At 72.5% G+C, this 22,115-nt stretch carries 20 protein-coding genes and 1 pseudogene; 15 read left to right on the top strand and 6 right to left on the bottom strand.

Annotation, left to right across the window (positions count from 1 at the left end; translation table 11 throughout):
* The 3 genes from purN to HET64_RS20465 all read left to right on the top strand — a co-directional run.
* Positions 1 to 645 (top strand): phosphoribosylglycinamide formyltransferase (gene purN / locus HET64_RS20475; RefSeq protein WP_251145606.1); only part of this gene is annotated, 645 nt, incomplete at its 5' end.
* Entirely contained in the window at positions 632 to 2,185 is a 1,554-nt protein-coding gene (purH, locus tag HET64_RS20470) for a bifunctional phosphoribosylaminoimidazolecarboxamide formyltransferase/IMP cyclohydrolase (RefSeq protein ID WP_215107660.1), read from the top strand. The genes purN and purH, both read left to right, overlap by 14 nt.
* Before the next feature lie 145 nt (positions 2,186 to 2,330).
* Positions 2,331 to 3,863, top strand: a complete 1,533-nt coding sequence (locus HET64_RS20465) for a DUF2079 domain-containing protein (protein WP_215107659.1) — start codon at positions 2,331 to 2,333, stop codon at positions 3,861 to 3,863.
* 76 nt (positions 3,864 to 3,939) lie between these two features.
* On the opposite strand, the gene HET64_RS20460 is transcribed toward HET64_RS20465, so the two are convergent.
* Positions 3,940 to 4,566 (bottom strand): RDD family protein, encoded by a 627-nt coding sequence (locus HET64_RS20460; RefSeq protein ID WP_215107658.1) that lies wholly within the window; start codon positions 4,564 to 4,566, stop codon positions 3,940 to 3,942.
* A gap of 220 nt (positions 4,567 to 4,786) precedes the next feature.
* On the opposite strand from HET64_RS20460, the gene HET64_RS20455 reads away from it, so the two are divergent.
* The 4 genes from HET64_RS20455 to HET64_RS20440 all read left to right on the top strand — a co-directional run bounded on the left by HET64_RS20455 (position 4,787) and on the right by HET64_RS20440 (position 9,315).
* Entirely contained in the window at positions 4,787 to 5,668 is an 882-nt protein-coding gene (locus HET64_RS20455; RefSeq protein ID WP_215107657.1) for a bifunctional methylenetetrahydrofolate dehydrogenase/methenyltetrahydrofolate cyclohydrolase, read from the top strand.
* A gap of 23 nt (positions 5,669 to 5,691) precedes the next feature.
* A complete protein-coding gene (locus HET64_RS20450; protein WP_215107656.1) occupies positions 5,692 to 6,354 on the top strand; it encodes a DUF3017 domain-containing protein in 663 nt (220 codons plus the stop codon).
* A gap of 527 nt (positions 6,355 to 6,881) precedes the next feature.
* Positions 6,882 to 8,090 (top strand): XRE family transcriptional regulator, encoded by a 1,209-nt coding sequence (locus HET64_RS20445; RefSeq protein WP_215107654.1) that lies wholly within the window; start codon positions 6,882 to 6,884, stop codon positions 8,088 to 8,090.
* Between the two features lie 235 nt (positions 8,091 to 8,325).
* A complete protein-coding gene (locus HET64_RS20440; protein ID WP_215107652.1) occupies positions 8,326 to 9,315 on the top strand; it encodes a malate dehydrogenase in 990 nt (329 codons plus the stop codon).
* 216 nt (positions 9,316 to 9,531) lie between these two features.
* On the opposite strand, the gene HET64_RS20435 is transcribed toward HET64_RS20440, so the two are convergent.
* Entirely contained in the window at positions 9,532 to 10,047 is a 516-nt protein-coding gene (locus HET64_RS20435; protein ID WP_215107650.1) for a carboxymuconolactone decarboxylase family protein, read from the bottom strand.
* 47 nt (positions 10,048 to 10,094) lie between these two features.
* Here HET64_RS20435 and HET64_RS20430 point away from each other — a divergent pair, with 47 nt between their 5' ends.
* The 3 genes from HET64_RS20430 (at position 10,095) to HET64_RS20420 (ending at position 13,065) form a co-directional block, all read left to right on the top strand.
* Positions 10,095 to 11,495 carry a PLP-dependent aminotransferase family protein gene (locus HET64_RS20430; protein WP_215107648.1) on the top strand — a complete coding sequence of 467 codons (1,401 nt, stop codon included), beginning with the start codon at positions 10,095 to 10,097 and terminating at the stop codon, positions 11,493 to 11,495.
* Positions 11,496 to 11,599: 104 nt separating this feature from the next.
* Positions 11,600 to 11,872 carry a hypothetical protein gene (locus HET64_RS20425; protein WP_215107646.1) on the top strand — a complete coding sequence of 91 codons (273 nt, stop codon included), beginning with the start codon at positions 11,600 to 11,602 and terminating at the stop codon, positions 11,870 to 11,872.
* Between the two features lie 5 nt (positions 11,873 to 11,877).
* The gene (locus tag HET64_RS20420; protein ID WP_215107644.1) at positions 11,878 to 13,065 is read left to right on the top strand and encodes a glutathionylspermidine synthase family protein; all 1,188 of its coding nucleotides are present in this window, start codon (positions 11,878 to 11,880) and stop codon (positions 13,063 to 13,065) included.
* Between the two features lie 38 nt (positions 13,066 to 13,103).
* Here the strand turns inward: HET64_RS20420 and rocD are convergent, their stop codons facing one another.
* Positions 13,104 to 14,309, bottom strand: coding sequence for an ornithine--oxo-acid transaminase (gene rocD, locus HET64_RS20415; protein WP_215107642.1), 1,206 nt, complete (start codon positions 14,307 to 14,309; stop codon positions 13,104 to 13,106).
* A 301-nt stretch (positions 14,310 to 14,610) separates the two neighbouring features.
* Here rocD and trpS point away from each other — a divergent pair, with 301 nt between their 5' ends.
* A complete protein-coding gene (gene trpS, locus HET64_RS20410; RefSeq protein ID WP_215107661.1) occupies positions 14,611 to 15,603 on the top strand; it encodes a tryptophan--tRNA ligase in 993 nt (330 codons plus the stop codon).
* Between the two features lie 124 nt (positions 15,604 to 15,727).
* Positions 15,728 to 16,318, top strand: coding sequence for a 2'-5' RNA ligase family protein (locus HET64_RS20405; RefSeq protein WP_215107639.1), 591 nt, complete (start codon positions 15,728 to 15,730; stop codon positions 16,316 to 16,318).
* A 105-nt stretch (positions 16,319 to 16,423) separates the two neighbouring features.
* Here HET64_RS20405 and HET64_RS20400 read toward each other — a convergent pair whose 3' ends face one another.
* A complete protein-coding gene (locus tag HET64_RS20400; protein ID WP_215107637.1) occupies positions 16,424 to 17,179 on the bottom strand; it encodes a decaprenylphospho-beta-D-erythro-pentofuranosid-2-ulose 2-reductase in 756 nt (251 codons plus the stop codon).
* Between the two features lie 54 nt (positions 17,180 to 17,233).
* Positions 17,234 to 18,598, bottom strand: coding sequence for an FAD-binding oxidoreductase (locus tag HET64_RS20395; protein ID WP_215107635.1), 1,365 nt, complete (start codon positions 18,596 to 18,598; stop codon positions 17,234 to 17,236).
* 172 nt (positions 18,599 to 18,770) lie between these two features.
* Between HET64_RS20395 and HET64_RS20390 the strand changes: the two genes are divergently transcribed.
* Complete coding sequence (locus tag HET64_RS20390) at positions 18,771 to 19,748, top strand: YihY/virulence factor BrkB family protein (RefSeq protein WP_215107633.1); 978 nt, start codon at positions 18,771 to 18,773, stop codon at positions 19,746 to 19,748.
* On the opposite strand, the gene HET64_RS20385 is transcribed toward HET64_RS20390, so the two are convergent.
* Complete coding sequence (locus tag HET64_RS20385) at positions 19,745 to 21,196, bottom strand: D-alanyl-D-alanine carboxypeptidase (RefSeq protein ID WP_308370237.1); 1,452 nt, start codon at positions 21,194 to 21,196, stop codon at positions 19,745 to 19,747. The two genes, HET64_RS20390 and HET64_RS20385, sit on opposite strands and share 4 nt — an antisense overlap.
* Before the next feature lie 133 nt (positions 21,197 to 21,329).
* On the opposite strand from HET64_RS20385, the gene HET64_RS39160 reads away from it, so the two are divergent.
* Entirely contained in the window at positions 21,330 to 21,575 is a 246-nt protein-coding gene (locus HET64_RS39160) for an SCO4848 family membrane protein (RefSeq protein ID WP_228922465.1), read from the top strand.
* A 24-nt stretch (positions 21,576 to 21,599) separates the two neighbouring features.
* Positions 21,600 to 22,115, top strand: a pseudogene (locus HET64_RS20380) (metallophosphoesterase); the annotation flags it as partial.

Here is a 22,115-nt window from a genome sequence, read left to right as displayed (position 1 = left end):
CCCCCCTCCGCCCCTCCTGCCCGGCTGGTCGTGCTGGTCTCCGGATCCGGTACGAATCTCCAGGCACTGCTCGACGCCATCGGCGACGACCCGGAGGCGTACGGGGCGCGGATCGTCGCCGTCGGTGCGGACCGCGGCGGGACCGGTGGCGTGGAGCGTGCGGAGCGGGCCGGAATCCCCACGTTCGTGTGCAAGCTCAAGGACCACGCGACCCGCGCCGAGTGGGACGACGCGCTCGCCGCGCAGGTCGCCGCGCACCGCCCGGACCTCGTCGTGTCCGCCGGTTTCATGAAGATCGTCGGTCCGGCGTTCCTCGCCGCGTTCGGCGGCCGGACCGTCAACACCCATCCCGCCCTGCTGCCCGGTTTCCCCGGCGCCCACGGAGTGCGTGACGCACTCGCGTACGGCGTCAAGGTCACGGGCTGCACCGTCCACTTCGTCGACGACGGCGTCGACACCGGTCCGATCATCGCGCAGGGCGTGGTCGAGGTGACCGAGGAGGACACCCCGGAGGGCGAAGCCGCCCTTCACGAACGCATCAAGGAAGTCGAGCGCTCGCTGCTCGTCGAGGCCGTGGGGCGGATCGCCCGTGACGGCTATCGCATTGAGGGACGAAAGGTTCATCTCGGTCATGTCGGTGAATAAGCCCATCCGCCGCGCCCTGGTCAGTGTCTACGACAAGACGGGGCTCGAAGACCTCGCCCGCGGTCTGCACGAGGCGGGCGTCGAGCTCGTCTCCACCGGCTCCACCGCCGGGAGGATCGCCGCCGCCGGAGTGCCGGTCACCAAGGTCGAGGAGCTCACCGGCTTCCCCGAGTGCCTGGACGGCCGCGTCAAGACGCTGCACCCCCGCGTCCACGCCGGCATCCTCGCCGATCTGCGTCTCGACTCCCACCGCGAGCAGCTCGCCGAGCTCGGCGTCGAGCCCTTCGACCTGGTCGTGGTGAACCTCTACCCGTTCAAGGAGACCGTCGCCTCGGGCGCCTCCGACGACGAGTGCGTCGAGCAGATCGACATCGGCGGCCCCTCGATGGTCCGCGCCGCCGCCAAGAACCACCCCTCGGTCGCCGTCGTCACCAGCCCCGAGCGGTACGCCGACGTCCTCGCCGCCGTCAGGTCCGGCGGCTTCGACCTGACCGCCCGCGCGCGGCTCGCCGGCGAGGCCTTCCAGCACACCGCCGCCTACGACGTCGCCGTCGCCTCCTGGTTCGCGGACGACTACGCGGCCGCGGACGCCTCGGGCCTCCCCGAGTTCCTCGGCGACACCTACACGCGCAAGAACGTCCTGCGCTACGGCGAGAACCCGCACCAGCCCGCCGCGCTCTACACCTCCGGCGACGGCGGTCTCGCCGAGGCCGAGCAGCTGCACGGCAAGGAGATGTCCTACAACAACTACACGGACACCGACGCCGCCCGCCGCGCCGCCTACGACCACGCCGAGCCGTGCGTCGCGATCATCAAGCACGCCAACCCGTGCGGCATCGCCATCGCCGACGACGTGGCCACCGCGCACCGCAACGCGCACGCCTGCGACCCGCTCTCCGCGTTCGGCGGCGTCATCGCCGTCAACCGCCCGGTGACCGTCGAGATGGCCGAGCAGGTCGCGGAGATCTTCACCGAGGTCATCGTCGCCCCGGCCTTCGAGGACGGCGCCGTCGAGGTGCTGGCCCGCAAGAAGAACATCCGGGTGCTGCGCGCTCCCGAGGCCCCGACCGCCGCGTTCGAGGTGAAGCCGATCGACGGCGGCGCGCTGCTCCAGGTCGCCGACCGCCTCCAGGCCGACGGCGACGACCCGGCCAACTGGACGCTCGCCACCGGCGACGCGCTCTCCGAGGCCGAGCTGAAGGAGCTGGCCTTCGCCTGGAAGGCGAGCCGCGCCGTCAAGTCCAACGCGATCCTCCTCGCCAAGGACGGCGCCTCGGTCGGCGTCGGCATGGGCCAGGTCAACCGGGTCGACTCCGCGAAGCTCGCCGTCGAGCGGGCGGGCGCGGAGCGGGCAGCCGGTTCGTACGCCGCGTCCGACGCCTTCTTCCCGTTCCCCGACGGCCTGGAGATCCTCACGGCCGCCGGCGTCAAGGCCGTCGCCCAACCCGGCGGGTCCGTCCGCGACGAGCTGGTGATCGAGGCCGCGAAGAAGGCCGGCGTGACCATGTACTTCACGGGCACGCGCCACTTCTTCCACTGACCCGGACCTCTTCCTCCGGTTCACCGACCCGGCCCGAGGCCGCACCCCGACACGGGTGCGGCCTCGGCCGTGTCCGTCGTAAGGAATCGGCTCGCGGCTCTGTTCTAATGAACGGCCGTGGAAATCCCTAGCGGGGGCAGTCACCGTGCTTGAGCTGAACAAGAGTGGAACGGACCGGTCCGGACCGGGACGCCTGCCCGCCCAGGGCCCGGGGCCGGACGCCCGTCCGGCCGGCGACGCGCCGCGTACGGGCGACGACGCCGCCGCCGAACGCGTACCCCTGCGCCCGTACCTCGTCGCCGGCGCGATCCTGTGCGCGCTCTACTTCCTCTACGCGTACTTCCAGTACAGCCGCTTCGGCTCACCCTCCTGGGACCTGGGGATCTTCGAGCAGGAGGTCCGGGCCTACGCCGGGTTCGACGCCCCGGTCGTCGACATCAAGGGCCCCGGCTATCTGATCCTCGGCGACCACTTCTCCCCGATCGTGGCGCTGCTGGCCCCGCTGTACTGGCTCTGGCCGTCGGCCGAGTGCCTGCTGTTCGCGCAGGCCGCGCTGTTCGCGCTGGGAGCGGTCATCGTCGGCCGCACCACCCAGCAGCTCCTCGGCGGGCGCTCCGGGCTCTGCGTCACCGTCGCGTACGGACTCTCCTGGGGCATCCAGGAAGCGGTGAAGGCCGACTTCCACGAGATCGCGTTCGCCGTGCCCCTGCTCGCCCTCGTCTGCCGGGCCCTGCTCCTCAAGCGGTACACGGCCGCGCTCCTGTGGTCGCTCCCCCTGGTCCTGGTCAAGGAGGACCTGGGCGCCACGGTGGCGGTCGTCGGCTTCCTGCTCTTCGTGTACGGCCGCCGCCTCCAGGGCGCGCTGCTCGCCGCCTTCGGGGTCGCCGCCTTCGTCGTCACGCTCATGGTCCTCATCCCGGCGGCCAGCAGCGCGGGCACCTACGACTACTGGCAGAAGATCGACAAGAACGGTGAGCAGGACGTCTCGATGCTGGACTCCGTCCTCGGCGTTCTCAACTCCTCCGTCAAGATCGAGATGCTGGTCTTCCTGATCGGCATCACCGCGTTCATGGCGCTGCGTTCACCGCTGACGCTGCTGATCGTCCCCACGCTCGGCTGGCGGCTCCTCTCGCAGGACAGCAACCACTGGGGCATGGTCTGGCACTACAGCGCGATCCTCATGCCGGTGCTCTTCCTCGCACTGGCCGACGGCGTCCGCCGCAGCCGTGACTCGCACCGGCCCTGGCTCGCCTCGTACGCGAAGGTCGCTGTGCCCGTCGCCGCCGCGATCGCCGTCGCGATGACCCAGCACCTGCCGCTGCGCGACCTGCTGCGCCCGGAGACCTACCGCACCGACGACGCCCGCAGCCAGGCGGCCCGGGCGGCGCTCGACGCCATCCCGGCCGGGGCGCGGGTCGAGACGGACATCACGCTGATGGCCCACCTCACCTCCGACCGCACCGTCTACTGGGTCGGCGGAGCCCCGGGCACCGCACCCGACATCGTCGCCATCAACCTGGACTTCGGCTGGTCCCGTCCGATCCAGGACCCGGTGGCGTACGCCCAGCAGCTGCACCCCGAGGCGTCCTACCGGCTCAAGCACCGGGGCGGCAGTTTCGTGGTGATGGAGCGCACGTCCCCGGAGCCGGCGGAGATCCCGGGCGTACACAGGGACTGACACGGACCCTTCCGGACATGCGCGAGGGCCGCACCCATGAAACGGGTGCGGCCCTCGCGCATGTCCGGAAGGAGCGTCAGTTGGCCTTGACGACCACGGACGAGCAGACCTTGTCCGCGAACGTCTGCTTCTTCTCGTCCCAGAGCGGCCACAGCCAGCCGATGTAGCAGGCGATGCTGTCCAGGAAGTGGGCCAGGCGGCGCACGAAGGCCATGCCGAAGCCCAGCGGACGGCCGTCGGCCTCGCGCAGCAGGCGGATGCCCACGGCCTTCTTGCCGATCGTCTGGCCGGTGGTGCCCTCCTGGTACATCTGCCAGATGGTCAGACCGACCAGCGCCACGAAGCCGAGCAGGGCGAAGATCGCACCCCCGGAGTCGCCCATGGCGCCACCTATGCCGCCGAGGAGGAGGTAGGGGACACCGACGACGAGGCCGTCGATGATCAGCCCGCCCGCGCGCAGACCCCAGTGGGCCAGTTCCGGCATGCCGCCGCCGTAGCCGGGCTGCTGGCCGCCGTAACCCGGCTGCTGCGGGTAGGCCCCGTACGGCTGGCCGGGCTGCTGCTGCGGGTAGCCGTAGCCCTGCGGCGGGACACCCTGCGGAGCCTGCTGCGGGTAGCCGTAACCGGGCTGTCCCTGCGGCGGGCCCTGGGGCGGCTGGCCGGGCTGCTGCCCGTACGGGTTGTTCGGGTCGCCGAAGCTCATAAGGGGTGTTCCTTCAACAGACGTGTGGGGACGAGATGGCCACACGGAGGAAGGACATCGATCAGCGGCCCGCCCCCCGTACAACCGCGGCCTTCATCGTTATGAGCGGGACCCTTGTTTGTCCAGTCCGGGGCCCCTGACGTTGTGCAAGTGCAATGTCCGGTACGGGGTCGGCACCGGCAATTGGTATGCGGGCGGGGTCATCCGCGAGGATGGGCGCATGACTGCCCAGATTCTCGATGGCAAGGCCACCGCTGCCGCGATCAAATCCGATCTGACCGTCCGTGTGGCGGCCCTCAAGGCCCAGGGGATCACTCCCGGCCTCGGAACCCTGCTCGTCGGGGACGACCCGGGCAGCCGGTGGTACGTCAACGGCAAGCACCGTGACTGCGCCCAGGTCGGCATCGGCTCCATCCAGCGCGAACTTCCCGACACCGCCACGCAGGAGGAGATCGAGGACGTCGTCCGGGAGCTCAACGCCAACCCCGAGTGCACCGGCTACATCGTCCAGCTGCCGCTGCCCAAGGGCATCGACACCAACCGGATCCTGGAGCTGATGGACCCGGAGAAGGACGCCGACGGGCTGCACCCGATGAGCCTCGGCCGCCTCGTCCTCAACGAGACCGGTCCGCTGCCCTGCACCCCGCAGGGCGTCGTCCAGCTGCTGCGCGCGCACGGCGTGGAGATCAACGGGGCGCATGTCGTGGTCGTCGGACGCGGTGTCACCATCGGCCGGTCGATCCCGCTGCTGCTGACCCGCAAGTCGGAGAACGCCACGGTGACCCAGTGCCACACCGGCACCCGGGACCTCTCCTCCCACCTGCGGCAGGCCGACATCATCGTCGCCGCCGCCGGGGTGCAGCACCTGATCAAGCCCGAGGACGTGAAGCCGGGCGCGGCCGTGCTCGACGTCGGCGTCAGCCGGGACGCGGACGGCAAGATCGTCGGCGATGTGCACCCGGGGGTCCGTGAGGTGGCCGCCTGGGTCGCTCCGAACCCCGGGGGCGTCGGCCCGATGACCCGTGCGCAGCTGCTGGTCAACGTGGTCGAGGCCGCCGAGCGGGCCGCCGCCGAGGCCGCCGACGCCGCGGCAACGGGCTGACGGCCGGATCCGGAGGGAACCCCATGGGTGCTGGTACGAGTCCGGCCGACCCCGCCCCCACCGGCCGGGCGGCGGACGAGCCGCGCGAACCGGACGGGCGGGACGAGCGGGACGGGTCCACCGGGTCCGCCGGACCGGACCCGGTCGCGGACGCCACGGCCCCGGGCACGGACACCGCCCCGTCCCTGCCCACGGACACGGACGAGGCCCCGGTATCGGGCCAGGGCGGGGCCACGGGCAAGGGCGAGGACACGGGCAAGGGCGGGGCCGCGGCCGACGGGCGGCCCCGCCGGTCGCGGCGGTTCCCGCGGTTCACCCGGGACACCGCCCGGCCCGAGGGCGGTGGCAGGGCGGCGTCCGGCGACGCGCCCGCCCCGGCCCGGCAGTGGCCGCTGCTCACCGTGCTCTGCGCGGCGGGCCTCGGACTGCTGATCGTGGTGCTCGACCCGTTCGAGCAGGCGTTCCGCATCGGCACGATCCTGATCGGCGGCGCGCTGATCGCCGGTGCCGTGCTGCGCTGGGTGGTGCCCTCGGTCGGGATGCTGGCGGTACGTTCCCGCTTCACCGACCTGGTCACGTACGGGCTGATGGGCACGCTGATCGTGCTGCTCGCGCTGGTCGCACAGCCCGCGCCGTGGCTCGACGTCCCGATCCTGGAGGACGCGGTCCGCTTCACGATCCGCTAGCGGGCCTCCGTCCCGATTCCGCCGACGGGCGTCCCGTCCCGGTCAGGTCCGTGGTGCCCGTCCCCACCCCCGAGGAGGGACGGACACCACGGCGGAACGGGACAACCGGGCAGGAGGCCCCGGTATGCGGCGAGATGGGCGGCCTTGCCCCGTCCTGACTCCAGCGTCATGGACATGAAAGACCGGAACAAGCGCTCACTGTGGCCTGTGGCACGGAAGTGACCATTCCGGCACGGTGTGATCGCCGCGCAACGATGGCAGACTGGCACGGCGCACAGAGCGGCACGGAGCAGGCGGAGCAGTGGCCGGCGCGGAGTTCGGGGCGCGTGAGAACACGCACCCCGTCCCGAATGCTCCCGTGCGCCTCCTCGTCAGGAACTGACCCCCTGGTTCCGCGCATCCTCGTGGGTAGTCCAGCTGACGGTCCGGACCGGACCGGATCGGACGGACCGGGGGATGCGCGGACCGGGGGACCGGCCGTAGCGGGGCACAGCAATGACGTCCGGGGGACAAGAGGGGGGAACGCGATGCCTCGTTGGAAGGCACTGCCCGAAGAGCTCGACCCGCAGATCAGGGAGTTCGCCAGCCAGCTGCGCAGGCTCGTCGACCGCAGCGGGCTGAACATCAACGCGGTGGCCGACCGCACGGGTTACAGCAAGACGTCCTGGGAGCGGTATCTCAACGGGCGGCTGCTCGCCCCGCGCGGAGCCGTCGTGGCCCTCGCCGAGGTCACGGGTACCCCGCAGCACCACCTCACGACCATGTGGGAGCTGGCGGAGCGGGCCTGGAGCCGGGCCGAGATGCGCCACGACATGACGATGGAGGCCATCCGGATCACGCAGGCCCGTGCCGCGCTCGGCGAGCTCGGCACGACGGCTCCCGGCGCTCCGGCGGGCGGCCGGTCCGGCCGGGCCCCCGCGGGCGGCCGCCACAGCGCGTCCGGCGCGCGGGTTCCCGCCGCCGCGGGCCCGGCCGGCACGGACGCCCCGCCCCGCGACGCCTACGGCAAGGACCCGTACGGCGGCGGGGCCCACGGGCCCGCCGACGACGACACGCGCCAACTCATCGTCCCCACCCAGCGCGGCACCGCACCGCCCCCCGCCCGCCACCAGGACCGACCGTACGACGGCGGGCCGGACCGGGGCGGGCAGCTGCCGGAGCGGAACACGGCGGCCGACACCAGCCGCGGCTCCGGCTCCGGCTCCGGCCGGGACATGCGCGGCACCCGGCCGGGCAGGACCCCCGGAGGCCGCAGGAAGGGCCCCATGCTCGCCGTCGGGGCCGTCGGCGCCCTGATCGTCGTGGTCGGCGCGGTGATGCTCGCACCGGGCGACGACGCGGCCAAGGCGACCCCCACCCCGTCGGTGGCTCCCACCAAGGCCGCCCCGGAGCTGCCCGTGGGCGTCGAGTGCAGCGGCGCGGAGTGCGCCGGGAAGGACCCCGAGGCGATGGGCTGCGGCGGGGAGTTCGCCCGTACGGTGGCCGGCGCCGTGGTCGGCGGCAGCAAGATCGAGGTCCGCTACAGCGAGGTCTGCTCCGCCTCCTGGGCCCGGCTCACCGAGGCGGCCATCGGCGACACCGTGCGGATCACCGCGGGCGAGGGAGCGCAGAACGGCGAGGTCATGGGGGACACCGACGCGTACACCCCGATGGTCGCGGTGAAGAAGGCGGCCGACGCGAAGGCCTGCGCGACGCTCACCTCCGGCACGAAGGGGTGCACCGACCCGGGCGAGTGACGGCGGGCGGCCGGGGCGGCGGAAGCCGGGAGCCCCGTGGCCCGCGGGTGCGGTGCGTGACCGGTTGTGTGCGGTGCCACAGGGGGGCGGGCGGCCCGGCCGGGCCGGGTCCGATAGCCTGACCGCTGGATATCTCTTCACGTCAAGATTCGTCGGGGCGGGGAGGGTGTCCAGCACCAGGGTCCGGCACCAGGGGCCGGGACCCCCACCGCCAGCTGTCTAAACGGAGACCGCCATGACCCGCACTCCCGTGAATGTCACCGTGACCGGCGCAGCCGGCCAGATCGGCTACGCGCTGCTCTTCCGCATCGCCTCCGGCCACCTGCTCGGCCCGGACGTGCCGGTCAACCTGCGCCTCCTGGAGATCCCGCAGGGCCTCAAGGCCGCCGAGGGCACCGCGATGGAGCTCGACGACTGCGCCTTCCCGCTGCTGCGCAACATCGAGATCACCGACGACCCGAACGTCGGCTTCGCCGGTGCGAACGTCGCCCTGCTCGTCGGCGCCCGCCCGCGTACCAAGGGCATGGAGCGCGGTGACCTGCTCGCCGCCAACGGCGGCATCTTCAAGCCGCAGGGCAAGGCCATCAACGACAACGCCGCGGACGACATCAAGGTCCTCGTCGTCGGCAACCCGGCCAACACCAACGCGCTCATCGCGCAGGCCGCCGCTCCGGACGTACCGGCGGAGCGCTTCACCGCGATGACCCGTCTGGACCACAACCGCGCGATCTCGCAGCTGGCCGCCAAGACCGGTGCCGCCGTCTCCGACATCAAGAAGCTGACGATCTGGGGCAACCACTCGGCCACCCAGTACCCGGACATCTTCCACGCGGAGATCGCCGGCAAGAACGCCGCCGAGACCGTCAACGACGAGGTGTGGCTGGCCGACACCTTCATCCCGACCGTCGCCAAGCGCGGCGCCGCGATCATCGAGGCCCGTGGCGCGTCCTCGGCCGCCTCGGCCGCCAACGCCGCCATCGACCACGTGCACACCTGGGTCAACGGCACCGCCGCCGGCGACTGGACCTCGATGGGCATCCCGTCGGACGGCTCCTACGGCGTCCCCGAGGGCATCATCTCCTCCTTCCCGGTCACCACGAAGGACGGAAAGTACGAGATCGTCCAGGGCCTGGACATCAACGAGTTCTCCCGCACGCGCATCGACGCGTCGGTCAAGGAGCTCACCGAGGAGCGCGACGCGGTCCGCGAGCTCGGCCTCATCTGAGACCCGCACCCGCACCACGCGGAAGCGCCCCCGGCAGCACAGGCCGCCGGGGGCGCTTCCGCGTCTCCCGCCCGGCGGGAGTCGGCCGACCACGAGGAGGTCCTCGATATCGCCGTGACCCACTTCGACCCGTACGACAGCCCGTTCTGACGGGCCCTTCCGGCGGGAGCGACCGGCCGGGACGGGATCGGCAGGGACGGGACCGGCCGGGAGTGATCAGTTCTTGAAGTCGCCCGGCGTGTAGTGGCCCGGGGTCAGCCGCCCGGACACGCCGAAGCGGTTCCAGGCGTTGATCACGGTGATGGCGGCGATCAGCTGGGCCAGCTCGGTCTCCTCGAAGTGCTTGGCCGCCTCGGCGTACACCTCGTCCGGGACGAAGTCGTCGGTCAGGACGGTGACCGCCTCGGTCAGGGCGAGCGCCGCGAGCTCCTTCGGGGTGTAGAAGTGCCGCGACTCCCTCCAGGCGCTGAGCTGGACGATCCGCTCGACGGACTCGCCCGCCGCGAGCGCGTCCTTGCTGTGCATGTCCAGGCAGAACGCGCACTGGTTGAGCTGCGAGGCCCGGATCTTCACCAGCTCGACCAGGACGGGGTCCAGGCCTTTGCGGGCGGCGATGTCGAGCCGGACCATCGCCTTGTAGACGTCCGGGAGGAGCTGGGAGACGGAGATCCGGGGCGGCTCCTCGGGGGAGAGGCCGGCCGGGGCGTGGTGGTGCTCGTGTGTCGAGGTCATGAGGACGACGCTACGGCCCCTATGGCACCCCGGTATGGTCCATTGGCATGACGGATTCCTGGGCCACTTTCGGCGCGGACCTGCATCTGGAACCGGTCGGCCAGGGGCTCCGCAGCGGGCTGATGGAGGCGCTGCGGGCGGCGGTGCGCACCGGCCGCCTGGCCCCCGGCACCCGGCTGCCGTCCTCCCGGGTGCTCGCCGCCGACCTGGGCGTCGCCCGCAACACGGTCGCCGACGCCTACGCCGAGCTGGTCGCCGAGGGCTGGCTCACCGCCCGCCAGGGCTCGGGGACCCGGGTCGCCCAGCGGTCCGCACCACGCCGGACCGACCCCGCGGCGGCCCGGTCCCGGCCGGTGCGGCCCAAGGCCGGGTACAACCTGAAGCCCGGCTCGCCGGATCTCTCCGCCTTTCCGCGCACCGCCTGGCTCAGGGCCGCCCGCAAGGCGCTCACCGCCGCGCCCGACGAGGCCTTCGGCTACGGCGATCCGCACGGCCGCGTCGAACTGCGCACCGTGCTGGCCGAGTACCTGGCGCGGGCGCGCGGGGTCCACGCCGACCCGGAGCGCATCGTGATCTGCTCCGGCTTCGCGCACGGGCTGACGCTGCTGGGCCGGGTGCTGCGGCAGCGCCGGGTCCGGGAGATCGCCGTCGAGTCGTACCACCTCGACCTCCATACGGACCTCCTCACCGACGCCGGGCTGCGCACCCCGTGCCTGCCCCTGGACGAGCACGGGTCCCGGACCGGCGAACTGGCCGCGCTGCGCGGCGCGGGCGCGGTCCTGCTGACCCCGGCGCACCAGTTCCCCACCGGCGTACCGCTGCACCCGGACCGGCGGGCCGCCGCCGTCGACTGGGCCCGGTCCACCGGCGGGCTGATCCTGGAGGACGACTACGACGGGGAGTTCCGGTACGACCGGCAGCCGGTGGGGGCGCTCCAGGGCCTCGACCCGGAGCGGGTCGTCTATCTCGGCACCGCCAGCAAGTCGCTGGCACCGGGGCTGCGCCTCGGCTGGATGGTGCTGCCCCCGGGCCTGGTGGGGGAGGTGGTGGCGGCGAAGGGCGTGTCCGACTGGATGTCCGGCTCGCCCGACCAGCTGACGCTCGCGGAGTTCATCTCCTCGGGGGCGTACGACCGGCATGTGCGCTCCATGCGGCTGCGCTACCGCCGCCGCCGCGACCAGCTCGTCGCGGCGCTCGCCGAGCGCGCGCCGGGCATCGAGGTCAGCGGCATCGCGGCCGGGCTGCACGCCGTCCTCGAACTCCCGCCGGGCGCCGAGCGTTCGGTGATCCAGGCGGCGGCGTTCCAGGGCCTGGCACTGGACGGCCTCGCGCGCTACCGGCACCCGGCCGCCCCGGCCGCCCGCGATGCCCTGGTGATCGGCTACGGCTCGCCGTCGGAGAGCGCCTGGGCGGGCGCACTCGACGCCCTGTGCCGGGTGCTCCCCTGAGCGCCAGGTTCCGAACAAGCCACTCCTCCCACTAATCTGACAAGAGGTCCGGTGGCGGAAAAGGGACGCCGGACCCGATCGCGTACCACGGGGGAGAACCGAACATGTCCACACGAAGGCTCAGGTCGAGCACGGTCGTGCTCGGCGGCATGGGGCTGCTCGCCCTGACGATCACGTCCTGCGGCTCGGAGCCGGACCGGCGCTGCGCCGACCGCACGACGCAGAAGACCCTGCCGAGCTCCGAGTGCCGCAGCGGCGGCAACGGGTCGTACTACTACGGCGGCAAGAGCGACAGCGGCAAGGTCCAGGGCGGCAGCTTCGACAAGTCGGCGGTCGACCGCGGCGGCTTCGGCTGCTCCGGCTCCGGCGGCGGCTGACCACCGTGGAACGCCGCACGATCGAGCCGCGCCCCGGCTGGCAGGAGACCGTCGAGGCGCAGGGCGTCGTCTACCCGCTCACCCGCTACCCGGACGACTCGCTGCGCCCGTACTGGGACGAGAGCGCCTACTACGTCTTCTCGCTGCCCGAGGTGGAGGCGCTGGAGGAAGTCGTCGAGGAACTGCACACGATGTGCCTGGCCGCCGCCGCCCACATCGTGGAGCAGGACCGCTTCGCCGACCTCGGCATCACCGACCCCCGCCTCGCCGCACTGGTCGCCGAGTCCTGGCGCCGCCGCGCCGAACTGCCGTCCGTGTACGGGCGGTTCGACCTGCGTTACGACGGGAGCGGCCCGGCGAAGATGCTGGAGTACAACGCCGACACCCCCACCTCGCTGGTGGAGGCCGCGAGCGCGCAGTGGTTCTGGATGGAGGACCGGTTCCCCGGGGCCGACCAGTGGAACTCCCTGCACGAGAGGCTGGTCGACGCCTGGAAGCGGCAGGCGCCCCTGCTGCCGCCCGGGCCGCTGCACTTCGTCCACTCCGACGGCGACGAGCTGGGCGAGGACCTGATGACGGTCGCGTACCTGCGCGAGACGGCCCAGCAGGCCGGGCTCGACACCGAGGCGCTGTCCGTCGAGGAGATCGGCTGGGACCGGCTGTCGGGCCGGTTCGTCGACGAACGGCTGCGTTTCATCCGCAGCTGCTTCAAGCTCTACCCCTGGGAGTGGCTGGCCACCGACCGCTTCGGCCCGCAGGTGCTGGACACCCTCGACAACGGCGGCGGCTCCGGCACCACCTGCTGGATCGAGCCCGCCTGGAAGATGCTTCTCTCCAACAAGGCGCTGCTCGCGATTCTCTGGGAGCTGTACCCCGGCCACCCCAACCTGCTGCCCGCCTACCTCGACGGCCCGCGTGAGCTGGCCGGACCGGGCGGGGCCGGATACGTGTCCAAGCCGCTGCTCGGCCGCGAGGGCGCCGGCGTCGAGCTGCACGGCCCCGGCTCGCCGCCCGTGACGCGCGACGAGCCGTGCTGCTACCAGGAGGTGGCCCCGCTGCCCGACTTCGACGGCAACCGGGTGGTGCTCGGCGCGTGGGTCGTCGAGGACGAGGCGGCGGGGCTCGGCATCCGGGAGTCGGCGGGGCCGGTCACGGACGAGTACGCCCGCTTCCTGCCCCACGTCATCCTCTGAGATTCCGGGGCCCGGCCCGGCCCCTGGATCTCAGGCGCTCAGGCGTTCAGTACCGACCGCAGCCGGTCCAGGCCCCAGTCCAGGTCCTCCTTGCTGATCACCAGCGGCGGGGCGATCCGGATCGTGGAGCCGTGGGTGTCCTTCACCAGCACCCCCAGCTCCATCAGCCGCTCGGAGATCTCCCGGCCGGTGCCCAGCGCCGGAGCGATGTCGACTCCCGCCCACAGACCCCGGCCGCGCACCGCCTCCACCGCGCCGCCGCCCGTCAACAGGCCCAGCTCGCGGTGCAGATGGTCGCCCAGCTCGGCCGCCCGCTGCTGGTACTCGCCGGTCCGCAGCATCGTGATCACCTCCAGCGCCACCGCGCAGGCCAGCGGGTTCCCGCCGAACGTGGAGCCGTGCTCGCCGGGCCGGAACACGCCGAGGACGTCCGCCGAGGAGACGACCGCCGACACCGGGACCACCCCGCCGCCGAGCGCCTTCCCCAACAGGTACATGTCCGGGACCACGCCCTCGTGCTCCAGCGCGAACGTCTTCCCGGTACGCCCCAGCCCCGACTGGATCTCGTCCGCGACGAACAGCACGTTCCGCTCACGGGTCAGCTCCCGTACGCCGGGGAGATAGCCGGCCGGCGGCACCAGCACCCCGGCCTCGCCCTGGATCGGCTCGATCAGCACCGCCACGGTGTTCTCGGTCATCGCCTCCCGCATCGCGGTGAGGTCCCCGTACGGGACGATCTCGAAGCCGGGGGTGTACGGGCCGAAGTCGGCCCGCGCCTCCGGGTCGGTGGAGAAGCTGACGATCGTGGTCGTGCGGCCGTGGAAGTTGTCCGAGGCCACGATGATCTTCGCCATGCCGTCCGGTACGCCCTTGACCCGGTAGCCCCACTTGCGGGCGGTCTTCACCGCGGTCTCCACGGCCTCCGCACCGGTGTTCATCGGCAGCACCGTCTCCATGCCGCACAGCGCCGCCAGCTCCGTACAGAAGTCGGCGAACCGGTCGTGGTGGAAGGCCCGGGACGTCAGCGTCACCCGTTCCAGCTGGGTCTTGGCCGCGTCGATGAGCCGACGGTTGCCATGGCCGAAATTGAGTGCCGAATATCCGGCGAGCAGATCGAGGTACCGGCGGCCCTCGACATCGGTCATCCAGGCGCCCTCCGCCGAGGCCACGACGATCGGCAACGGGTGGTAGTTGTGCGCGCTGTGCGCCTCGGCGGAGGCGATGGCAGTTTCCGTGATCGACACGGGATCTCCGTTCGTCGTGCGGCGTGGGCGGGGGTGGTGCCCACTTTGTATCGTCGGTCGGAACCCGCGCCGGGAAACCTGTATCGCCCGGCGCGCCCGCCGTCGCACGCCGGGCGGCCGAAATGCGCGGTTCGTCTCAGGCGTGTGCTCCCGCGCTCCGGGCCCGGGGCCCGTACGCGCCTTCCGCCCCGCACCGGCTGCCGGAGATCGCCCCCGTACCTGAGACAATGAAGTCATGGCCTCTGACCTCCCCACCGACCAGCCGCAGACGGGCCGCACCGGTGCGGCCGCCCGTCCGCGCGTGCTCTCCGGGATCCAGCCCACCGCAGGCTCGTTCCACCTCGGCAACTACCTGGGCGCGGTGCGCCAGTGGGTGGCGCTGCAGGAGAGCCACGACGCCTTCTACATGGTCGTGGACCTGCACGCGATCACGATCCCGCAGGACCCCGCCGAGCTGCGGGCCAACACCCGCCTCGCCGTGGCGCAGCTGCTGGCGGCCGGTGTGGACCCGGAGCGCTGCACGCTCTTCGTCCAGAGCCACGTGCCCGAGCACGCCCAGCTCGGCTGGGTGATGAACTGCCTCACCGGCTTCGGCGAGGCCTCCCGGATGACGCAGTTCAAGGACAAGTCCGCCAAGCAGGGCGCCGACCGGGCCACCGTCGGCCTCTTCACCTACCCGGTGCTCCAGGTCGCGGACATCCTGCTCTACCAGGCGAACCAGGTCCCGGTGGGTGAGGACCAGCGCCAGCACATCGAGCTGACCCGCGACCTCGCCGAGCGGTTCAACGGCCGGTACGGACAGACGTTCACCGTCCCCGCGCCGTACATCCTCAAGGAGACGGCGAAGATCTTCGACCTCCAGGACCCGGCGGTGAAGATGAGCAAGTCGGCCTCCACGCCGAAGGGCCTCATCAACCTCCTCGACGACCCGAAGGTCACCGCGAAGAAGGTGAAGAGCGCGGTCACCGACACCGACACGGTGATCCGCTTCGACGCCGAGAAGAAGCCGGGCGTCAGCAACCTGCTCACGATCCTCTCCACCCTCTCCGGCAGCCCCGTCGAGGACCTGGAACGGAGTTACGAGGGCAAGGGCTACGGTGCGCTGAAGACGGACCTGGCCGAGGCCATGGTGGAATTCGTCACTCCTTTCCGGGCCCGCACCCAGCAGTATCTGGACGACCCGGAGACGCTGGATGCCATCCTGGCCAAGGGAGCGGAGAAGGCCAGGGCCGTCGCCGCGGAGACCCTGGCACAGACGTACGACCGGATGGGCTTCCTGCCCGCGAAGCACTGAGTCCAAGGACCCTGGCGAGATCATGGCCGCAGGGGTCACACTTGCGGCGACGGAACGCGTGGGCCGGAAACCCGGCCCACGCGACATGACCGAAAATCGACCATCGACGGTGGAGGAGAACGACGTGGGGACCGTAACGCTCGGCGTTTCGATCGCGGTCCCGGAGCCCTACGGCAGCCTGCTCCAGGAGCGCCGCGCGAGCTTCGGGGACCCTGCCGCCTCCGGCATTCCCACCCACGTCACGCTGCTCCCGCCGACCGAGGCGCAGTCGGCCGACCTGCCGGCGATCGAGGCGCACCTCGAACGGATCGCCGCGGCCGGCCGGCCGTTCCCGATGCGGCTGTCCGGCACCGGCACCTTCCGCCCGCTGTCGCCGGTCGTCTTCGTCCAGGTATCCGCGGGCGGCTCGGCCTGCTCCTGGCTCCAGAAGCGGGTGCGGGACGCCTCGGGGCCCCTGGTGCGCGAGCTCCAGTTCCCGTACCACCCGCACGTCACCGTGGCCCACGGCATCGCCGAGGAGGCCATGGACCGGGCCTACGAGGAGCTCGCCGACTACGAGGCCGCCTGGACCTGCGGATCCTTCGCGCTGTACGAGCAGGGCCCGGACGCCGTCTGGCGCAAGCTCCGGGACTTCCCGTTCGGAGCGGGCGGCGGCACGCCCGCCGTCCCGGCCCAGGGCGGCTACACGATCGACGCCCCGTCGCTGCGGCCCTGAGCAGCCGGAGCCGTAGGCCCTCGGGCCTGTCCCAGACGGGCCCGAGGGCCTTTCGTTCGGATCAGGCCGGACCCCGCGAGCCCGGCATGATCCGAACGAGAGGGCCTAGACCGGCAGCCGGCGGAACAACGGGCGCGGGACGTGTCGCAGCGCCGCCATCACCACCCGGAGCGAACCGGGCACCCACACGCTCTCCGAGCGCCGCCGCAGCCCCGTGACGATCGCCTCCGCGACCTCCTCCGGGCCGGTCGCGAACGGCTGCTCCGGCCGCCCCGCCGTGGCCCGGGTCCGGACGAAGCCGGGGCGGACGACCATCACCTGCACCCCGGTCCCCTGGAGCGCGTCGCCGAGCCCCTGCGCGAACGCGTCGAGGCCCGCCTTGCTGGAGCCGTAGATGAAGTCCGCGCGCCGGGCGCGCTCCCCAGCCACCGAGGACAGCACCACCAGCGAACCGTGCCCCTGCGCCTGCAGTGCGCCGGCGCACACCAGCCCGGCGGAGACCGCCCCCGTGTAGTTGGTCTGGGCGACCCGGACCGCGGCCATCGGCTCCTCCTCGTCCCGCGCCTGGTCGCCGAGGACCCCGAACGCCATCAGCACCACGTCGATGTCGCCCTCCGCGAAGACCTTGCCGAGGACGACCTCGTGGGAGGCGGGGTCCAGCGCGTCGAAGCCGACGGTCCGCACGTCCGCCCCCCGGCCGCGCAGCCCGGCGGCGGCCGACTCCAGGGCGGGGGAGGGGCGCCCGGCCAGCCAGACCCGGCGGGTGCGCAGGGCGATCAGCCGGCGCGCGGTGGCCAGGGCGATCTCGGAGGTGCCGCCGAGGACGAGCAGGGACTGCGGGGCGCCGAAGGCATCCTTCACGGAAATCTCCTGGTCAGAGGGGTGTGGGGGAGAAACACAGGCAGCGGTGGGGCCCTACAGCCCGAGCCGGCGCGACAGGTCGGAGCGGAAAGCCCCCGTCGGGTCCAGCCGCGCCCGCAGCTCCCGGAAGTCCGCCAGCCCCGGGTACATCGCGGCCGCCGTCTCCGGCCGCATCCGGGAGTCCTTGGCCAGGCAGACCCGGCCCCCGGCGGCGGCCACCTCCTCGTCGACGTCGTCGAGGAAACGGGCCAGGCCGGGCAGGGCCGCGGGCAGATCCAGGGCCAGGGACCAGCCCGGCGCGGCGAACGACAGCCCGCCGGGGTCCGCCGCCCCGAACCGCTGGAGCACGGCCCGCACGGCGGGGCTCCGCCGCGCCGCGATCCGCCGCACGACCCGGTGCAGGGTCTCCTCCTGGCCGTACCCGACGGTGAACCGGTAGCGCACCAGGCCGCCCCGGCCGTACAGCAGGTTCGCGTCCGGGAAGGCGTCCGCCGCGTGGAAGAAGGCCGGGACCGGCCGGAGCCCACCGGTCCGCGCGCGGGGTGCGCCCCGGTAGCGGACCTCGTTGTACAGCGCGGCCGAGGCCGGGCCCAGCAGCCCGCCCGGCACCGGCGGGAAGCCGGGGAGCCGGAACCGTCCCCGGGCCGCTCCGGAATGCGAGAAGAGCGGAATGCGCCCCGCGTGCGCCGGGCGCATATCAGGGGTCGCGTGCTCCCCCCGGGTGAGGATCCCGCGTCCGGTGGCCCGGCCCCGGGCCATCAGGTCGATCCAGGCGGAGGCGTACGGCAGCCGGTCGCCGCCCGCGGTGAAGCGGGCCAGCAGATCGTCCAGGTCCCCGACGCGCTCGGTGGAGACGGACATCAGCCCGGTCGTCACGCGCCGGAGGCGCAGGGTGGCGCCCAGGATCACCCCGGTCAGCCCCAGGCCCCCGGCGGTCGCGTCGAAGAGGGCGGTGCCCGGCAGCACCGTACGCACCTCGCCGTCGGCGGTGAGCAGCTCCAGGGCGCTCACGTGCCGCGCGAACGAGCCCGAGCGGCGGTGGTCGAGGCCGGACAGATCGGAGCCGATCGCCCCGCCGACCGTCACCCTGCCGGTCCCGGGCACCACCGGCGGGAGCCAGCCGAGCGGCAGCAGCAACCGCAGCAGCCGCTCCAGGCTCACCCCCGCGTCGCAGCGCACCACGCCGGCGGCGGTGTCGACACCGCCGACCCGGGCGAGGCCCGTCAGGTCGAGCACCGAGCCGCCCGCGTTCTGCGCCGCGTCCCCGGGCGACCGCCCCAGCCCGCGCGCGATGACGCCCCGGGGCCCGCGCCCCCGGACGACGGCGGCCGCCTCCTCATGGGTGCGGGGGCGGAACCGCACGGCGGTCGTCGGGGCGGTACGGCCCCAGCCGGTCAAGGACACCGTGTCGACGGACATGAGGGTGACCGTATCGTCCGGGAAATCCCCTTCGCGGCATTGGTGAATTCGCTCACCGGAACGGGTGATGGAGCGAGTGTCAGCGGAGCCTGGCGGAGTTGAGCCGGACGTGTCCGGGAGAGTCCGGGGCGGGCCGTCGATGTTCCGGGCCCAGGAGGGTACGCGTGACGTCATGGACTGGCTCAAGAAACTCCCGGTGATCGGGCCCCTGGTCGCCCGGCTGATGGAAACGCACGCGTGGCGTTCCTACGAGCGGCTGGACCGGGTCCACTGGGCCAGGCTCGCGGCGGCGATCACCTTCATCAGCTTCCTGGCCCTCTTCCCGCTGATCGCGGTCGGCGCGGCCGTCGCCGCCGCCCTGCTGAGCGACAAGCAGGTCGACACCATCAAGGACAAGCTCGCCGACCAGGTGCCGGGCATCTCCGACCAGCTGGGCATCGACGGGCTGATCGCCAACGCGGGCACGGTCGGCCTCGTGGCCGGTGCGCTGCTGCTGTTCACCGGTGTCGGCTGGGTCGGCTCGATGCGGGAGTGCCTGCGCGCGGTCTGGGAGCTGGACGACGTCCAGGAGGCCAACCCCGTCGTCGCCAAGGTGAAGGACGCCGTGCTGCTGGTCGGCCTCGGCGGCGCGGCGCTTGCCACCCTGGCGGTCTCCACGATCGGCTCGACGGCGGTCGGCTGGACCGCCGACCTGATCGGCATCCCCGAGGACGGGGCCGGCGGCATCCTGCTGCGGGTGGCCGCCCTGGCGGTCGCGGTCGTCGCCGACTTCCTGCTGCTGCTCTACCTGCTGACGCTGCTGCCCGGGGTGGAGCCGCCCCGGCGGCGGCTGGTGGTCGCGGCCCTGCTCGGGGCGGTCGGTTTCGAACTGCTCAAGCTGCTGCTCGGCAGCTACATGCGGGAGGTCGCCGGCAAGAGCATGTACGGCGCCTTCGGCGTGCCGATCGCGCTGCTCCTGTGGATCAACTTCACCGCGAAGCTGCTGCTGTTCTGCGCCGCCTGGACGGCGACCGGCAGCAAGGACGAGGAGGTCCGCGCGGAGACCGGACAGGATCCCGGCGCGGACGGCCCCGGCGAGGACGTGTCCGGCGCGGACGGCCCCGGACCGGGTGGAGCCGCCACGGGGCCCGGCGGCTCCACCCGTGTCTAGGACTTGTCGGTCGGTGCGCTCGGAGCGCCCGGGGCAGCCGGTGCGCTCGGGGCGGCAGAGGCGGCCGGCTCGGCCTGGTCGGCGGGCTCGCCCTGGTCGGCGGGTTCGGCCTGCTCGGTGGGCTCGGCGGGTTCGGCCTGCTCGACCGGGTCGGCCGGGTCGGCCGGGTCGGCCGGGTCGGCCCTGGGCGGGGTGCGGCGGGCCAGGCCGGTCAGCGGCCAGCGGCGGTTGACGAGGAACACCCCGCCGGCCAGGAACACCAGCAGACCGCCGATGATCGCCAGGGCGATCCCTACCCCGCTGGAACCGTCCGAGGCGGCCGACGCATGCGTGGCCTCCTCCTGGCCCCCCGAACCCTGGTCGGCTCCGGCGGCGGGCGCCGCGCCCTTGCCGCCGGTCGCGGTGCCGGTGCCGGTGTCGACGGACTTCGGCGGCACCAGCTCGCCGACCGGCGTCACCTTGCCGCTCGCGGCGAAGCCCCAGTCGAGCAGGTGGGCGGCCTCCTTGTAGACGGCGTGGCTCTCCTCCGCCGACGGGTTCATGACCGTGACCAGCAGAACCTTGCCGTTGCGCTCGGCGACGCCGGTGAAGGTGTTGCCCGCGTGGGTGGTGTAGCCGTTCTTGACGCCCGCGATGCCCTGGTACGGGTCCACGCCGATGTCCCCGGTGATCAGCCGGTTGGTGTTCTGGATCTCGAAGGCGTCGCGCTTCTTCCCCTTCTTCTCCTCGCCGGGGAAGTCGGCCGACGCGGTCGCCGCGTACTCGCGGAAGTCCTTCTTCTGGAGTCCGCTGCGGGCGATCAGGGTCAGGTCGTAGGCGCTGGAGACCTGGTTCGGGGCGTCGTAGCCGTCCGGCGAGACCACCCGCGTGTCCAGGGCCTGGAGCTCCTCGGCGTGCTTCTGCATCGCGTCCACCGTCTTCGGGACGCCGCCGTACATCTCCGACAGGACGTGCACCGCGTCGTTGCCCGACCGCAGGAACACCCCGAGCCACAGGTCGTGGACCGTGTAGGTGTGGTCCTCCTTGATCCCGACCAGACTGCTGCCCTCGCCGACCCCGGACAGCTCGCTCTCCGTCACCTTGTGGGTCAGGGTGGTGGGCTGGAGCGCGGGCAGGACGGTGTCCGCGAAGAGCATCTTCAGCGTGGAGGCGGGCGGCAGCCGCCAGTGCGAGTTGTGCGCCGCCAGAACGTCCCCGTTCTCCGCGTCCGCGACGATCCAGGACCGACCGGTCAGCTCCTTGGGCAGCACCGGCGCCCCCGCGCCCAGATTGACCTGGGTGCCGGCCTTGCCGAGCTGCTCCCCGCCGAGGCTCGACATCGTGCTCGGCGGCTTGGGCTGTTTGTCGTCGCTCTTGTCCTTGTCGGCCGCAACGGCGGGACTCAGGACGAAACCGGACAACAAGGCGGCGGTGGTGACCGTGATGGCGATCTTTTTCAGAGCAGGCACGGTCGGAAACGTACAGGGCGAAGATGTGGATGCGGACCCGGACCGGCTGACCCGCCGCAGGGAACGCCGGGACGGCCCCGTTCGGACGCCACCCCGGGGGAGGGGGCCGGGAGGCGGCGGCGATACTGGACCCATGAAGCTCAGCCGCCGCGTGTCCTGGTTCCTGCTCGCGTTCGGGGTGTGGAGCTGGTTCATCTGGATCACTTTCGTCAAGAACCTGTGGCAGGACGGCAGCGGGCTCGCCTTCGACGACGCGGGCGAACCGACCGGGTACTTCTGGGTGCACCTGCTGCTCGCCATCACGTCCTTGTCTCTGGGGACGGCGGTCGGCGTGATCGGGTTGCGCGGAGTCCGGGCTTTGCGCGACGACCGCGCATGACGACGGGAACATGGGGAAGCTCGGATGGCAGCAGTGGTCTTCGCTCTGGTGGGGCTCGTGGTGCTGGCGCTGCTCGGCGCCGTGCACCGGTATCTGTGGCGCCGCTTCGTCGGTGACACGACGGCGCCGGGCAGCCCGCTGCGCCGGGCGGGCACCGTCGCGGCCTTCGTCCTGCCCCTGCTGAGTGTCGGCGCCATGACGTCCGGCCGGGTGGGCGCCCCCTTCTGGCTCCAGCAGGTGCTGGCCTGGCCGGGCTTCCTCTGGCTGGCCTGTCTGCTCTACCTGACGCTGGCGCTGTTCGTGGGCGAGGCCGTACGCCCCCTTCTCCTGCGGGTCCTCGCCCGGCGCGACGCCAGGACGGGTGCGGCGGAAAGCGGAACGGCTTCCGGCACCCCCGCCGACCTCCCGGACGAGCCCCGTCCGCGTACCGAAGAACTGGTGCCGTCGAGGTCGGCCGGTGTTCCCACCCGCTCGGAAGCCGTGGCGCGTACGACCCCGGACGCCGTGAAGGAACCGGAAGCGGAACCCGCCGCCGAAGCC

This window comes from Streptomyces sp. McG3, assembly GCF_018619185.1.
Taxonomy (GTDB): domain Bacteria; phylum Actinomycetota; class Actinomycetes; order Streptomycetales; family Streptomycetaceae; genus Streptomyces.
Note: the sequence above shows the minus strand (reverse complement) of the source record. Positions and strands in the feature narration are given on the sequence as shown.

Excerpts from the sequence above, each read along its gene's own strand:
- purH (WP_215107660.1), top strand. The coding sequence starts at position 632 with ATGTCGGTGAATAAGCCCATCCGCCGCGCCCTGGTCAGTGTCTACGAC.
- HET64_RS20460 (WP_215107658.1), bottom strand. The coding sequence starts at position 4,566 with ATGAGCTTCGGCGACCCGAACAACCCGTACGGGCAGCAGCCCGGCCAG.
- HET64_RS20455 (WP_215107657.1), top strand. The coding sequence starts at position 4,787 with ATGACTGCCCAGATTCTCGATGGCAAGGCCACCGCTGCCGCGATCAAA.
- HET64_RS20450 (WP_215107656.1), top strand. The coding sequence starts at position 5,692 with ATGGGTGCTGGTACGAGTCCGGCCGACCCCGCCCCCACCGGCCGGGCG.
- HET64_RS20445 (WP_215107654.1), top strand. The coding sequence starts at position 6,882 with ATGCCTCGTTGGAAGGCACTGCCCGAAGAGCTCGACCCGCAGATCAGG.
- HET64_RS20440 (WP_215107652.1), top strand. The coding sequence starts at position 8,326 with ATGACCCGCACTCCCGTGAATGTCACCGTGACCGGCGCAGCCGGCCAG.
- HET64_RS20435 (WP_215107650.1), bottom strand. The coding sequence starts at position 10,047 with ATGACCTCGACACACGAGCACCACCACGCCCCGGCCGGCCTCTCCCCC.
- HET64_RS20430 (WP_215107648.1), top strand. The coding sequence starts at position 10,095 with ATGACGGATTCCTGGGCCACTTTCGGCGCGGACCTGCATCTGGAACCG.
- HET64_RS20425 (WP_215107646.1), top strand. The coding sequence starts at position 11,600 with ATGTCCACACGAAGGCTCAGGTCGAGCACGGTCGTGCTCGGCGGCATG.
- HET64_RS20395 (WP_215107635.1), bottom strand. The coding sequence starts at position 18,598 with ATGTCCGTCGACACGGTGTCCTTGACCGGCTGGGGCCGTACCGCCCCG.
- HET64_RS20390 (WP_215107633.1), top strand. The coding sequence starts at position 18,771 with ATGGACTGGCTCAAGAAACTCCCGGTGATCGGGCCCCTGGTCGCCCGG.
- HET64_RS39160 (WP_228922465.1), top strand. The coding sequence starts at position 21,330 with ATGAAGCTCAGCCGCCGCGTGTCCTGGTTCCTGCTCGCGTTCGGGGTG.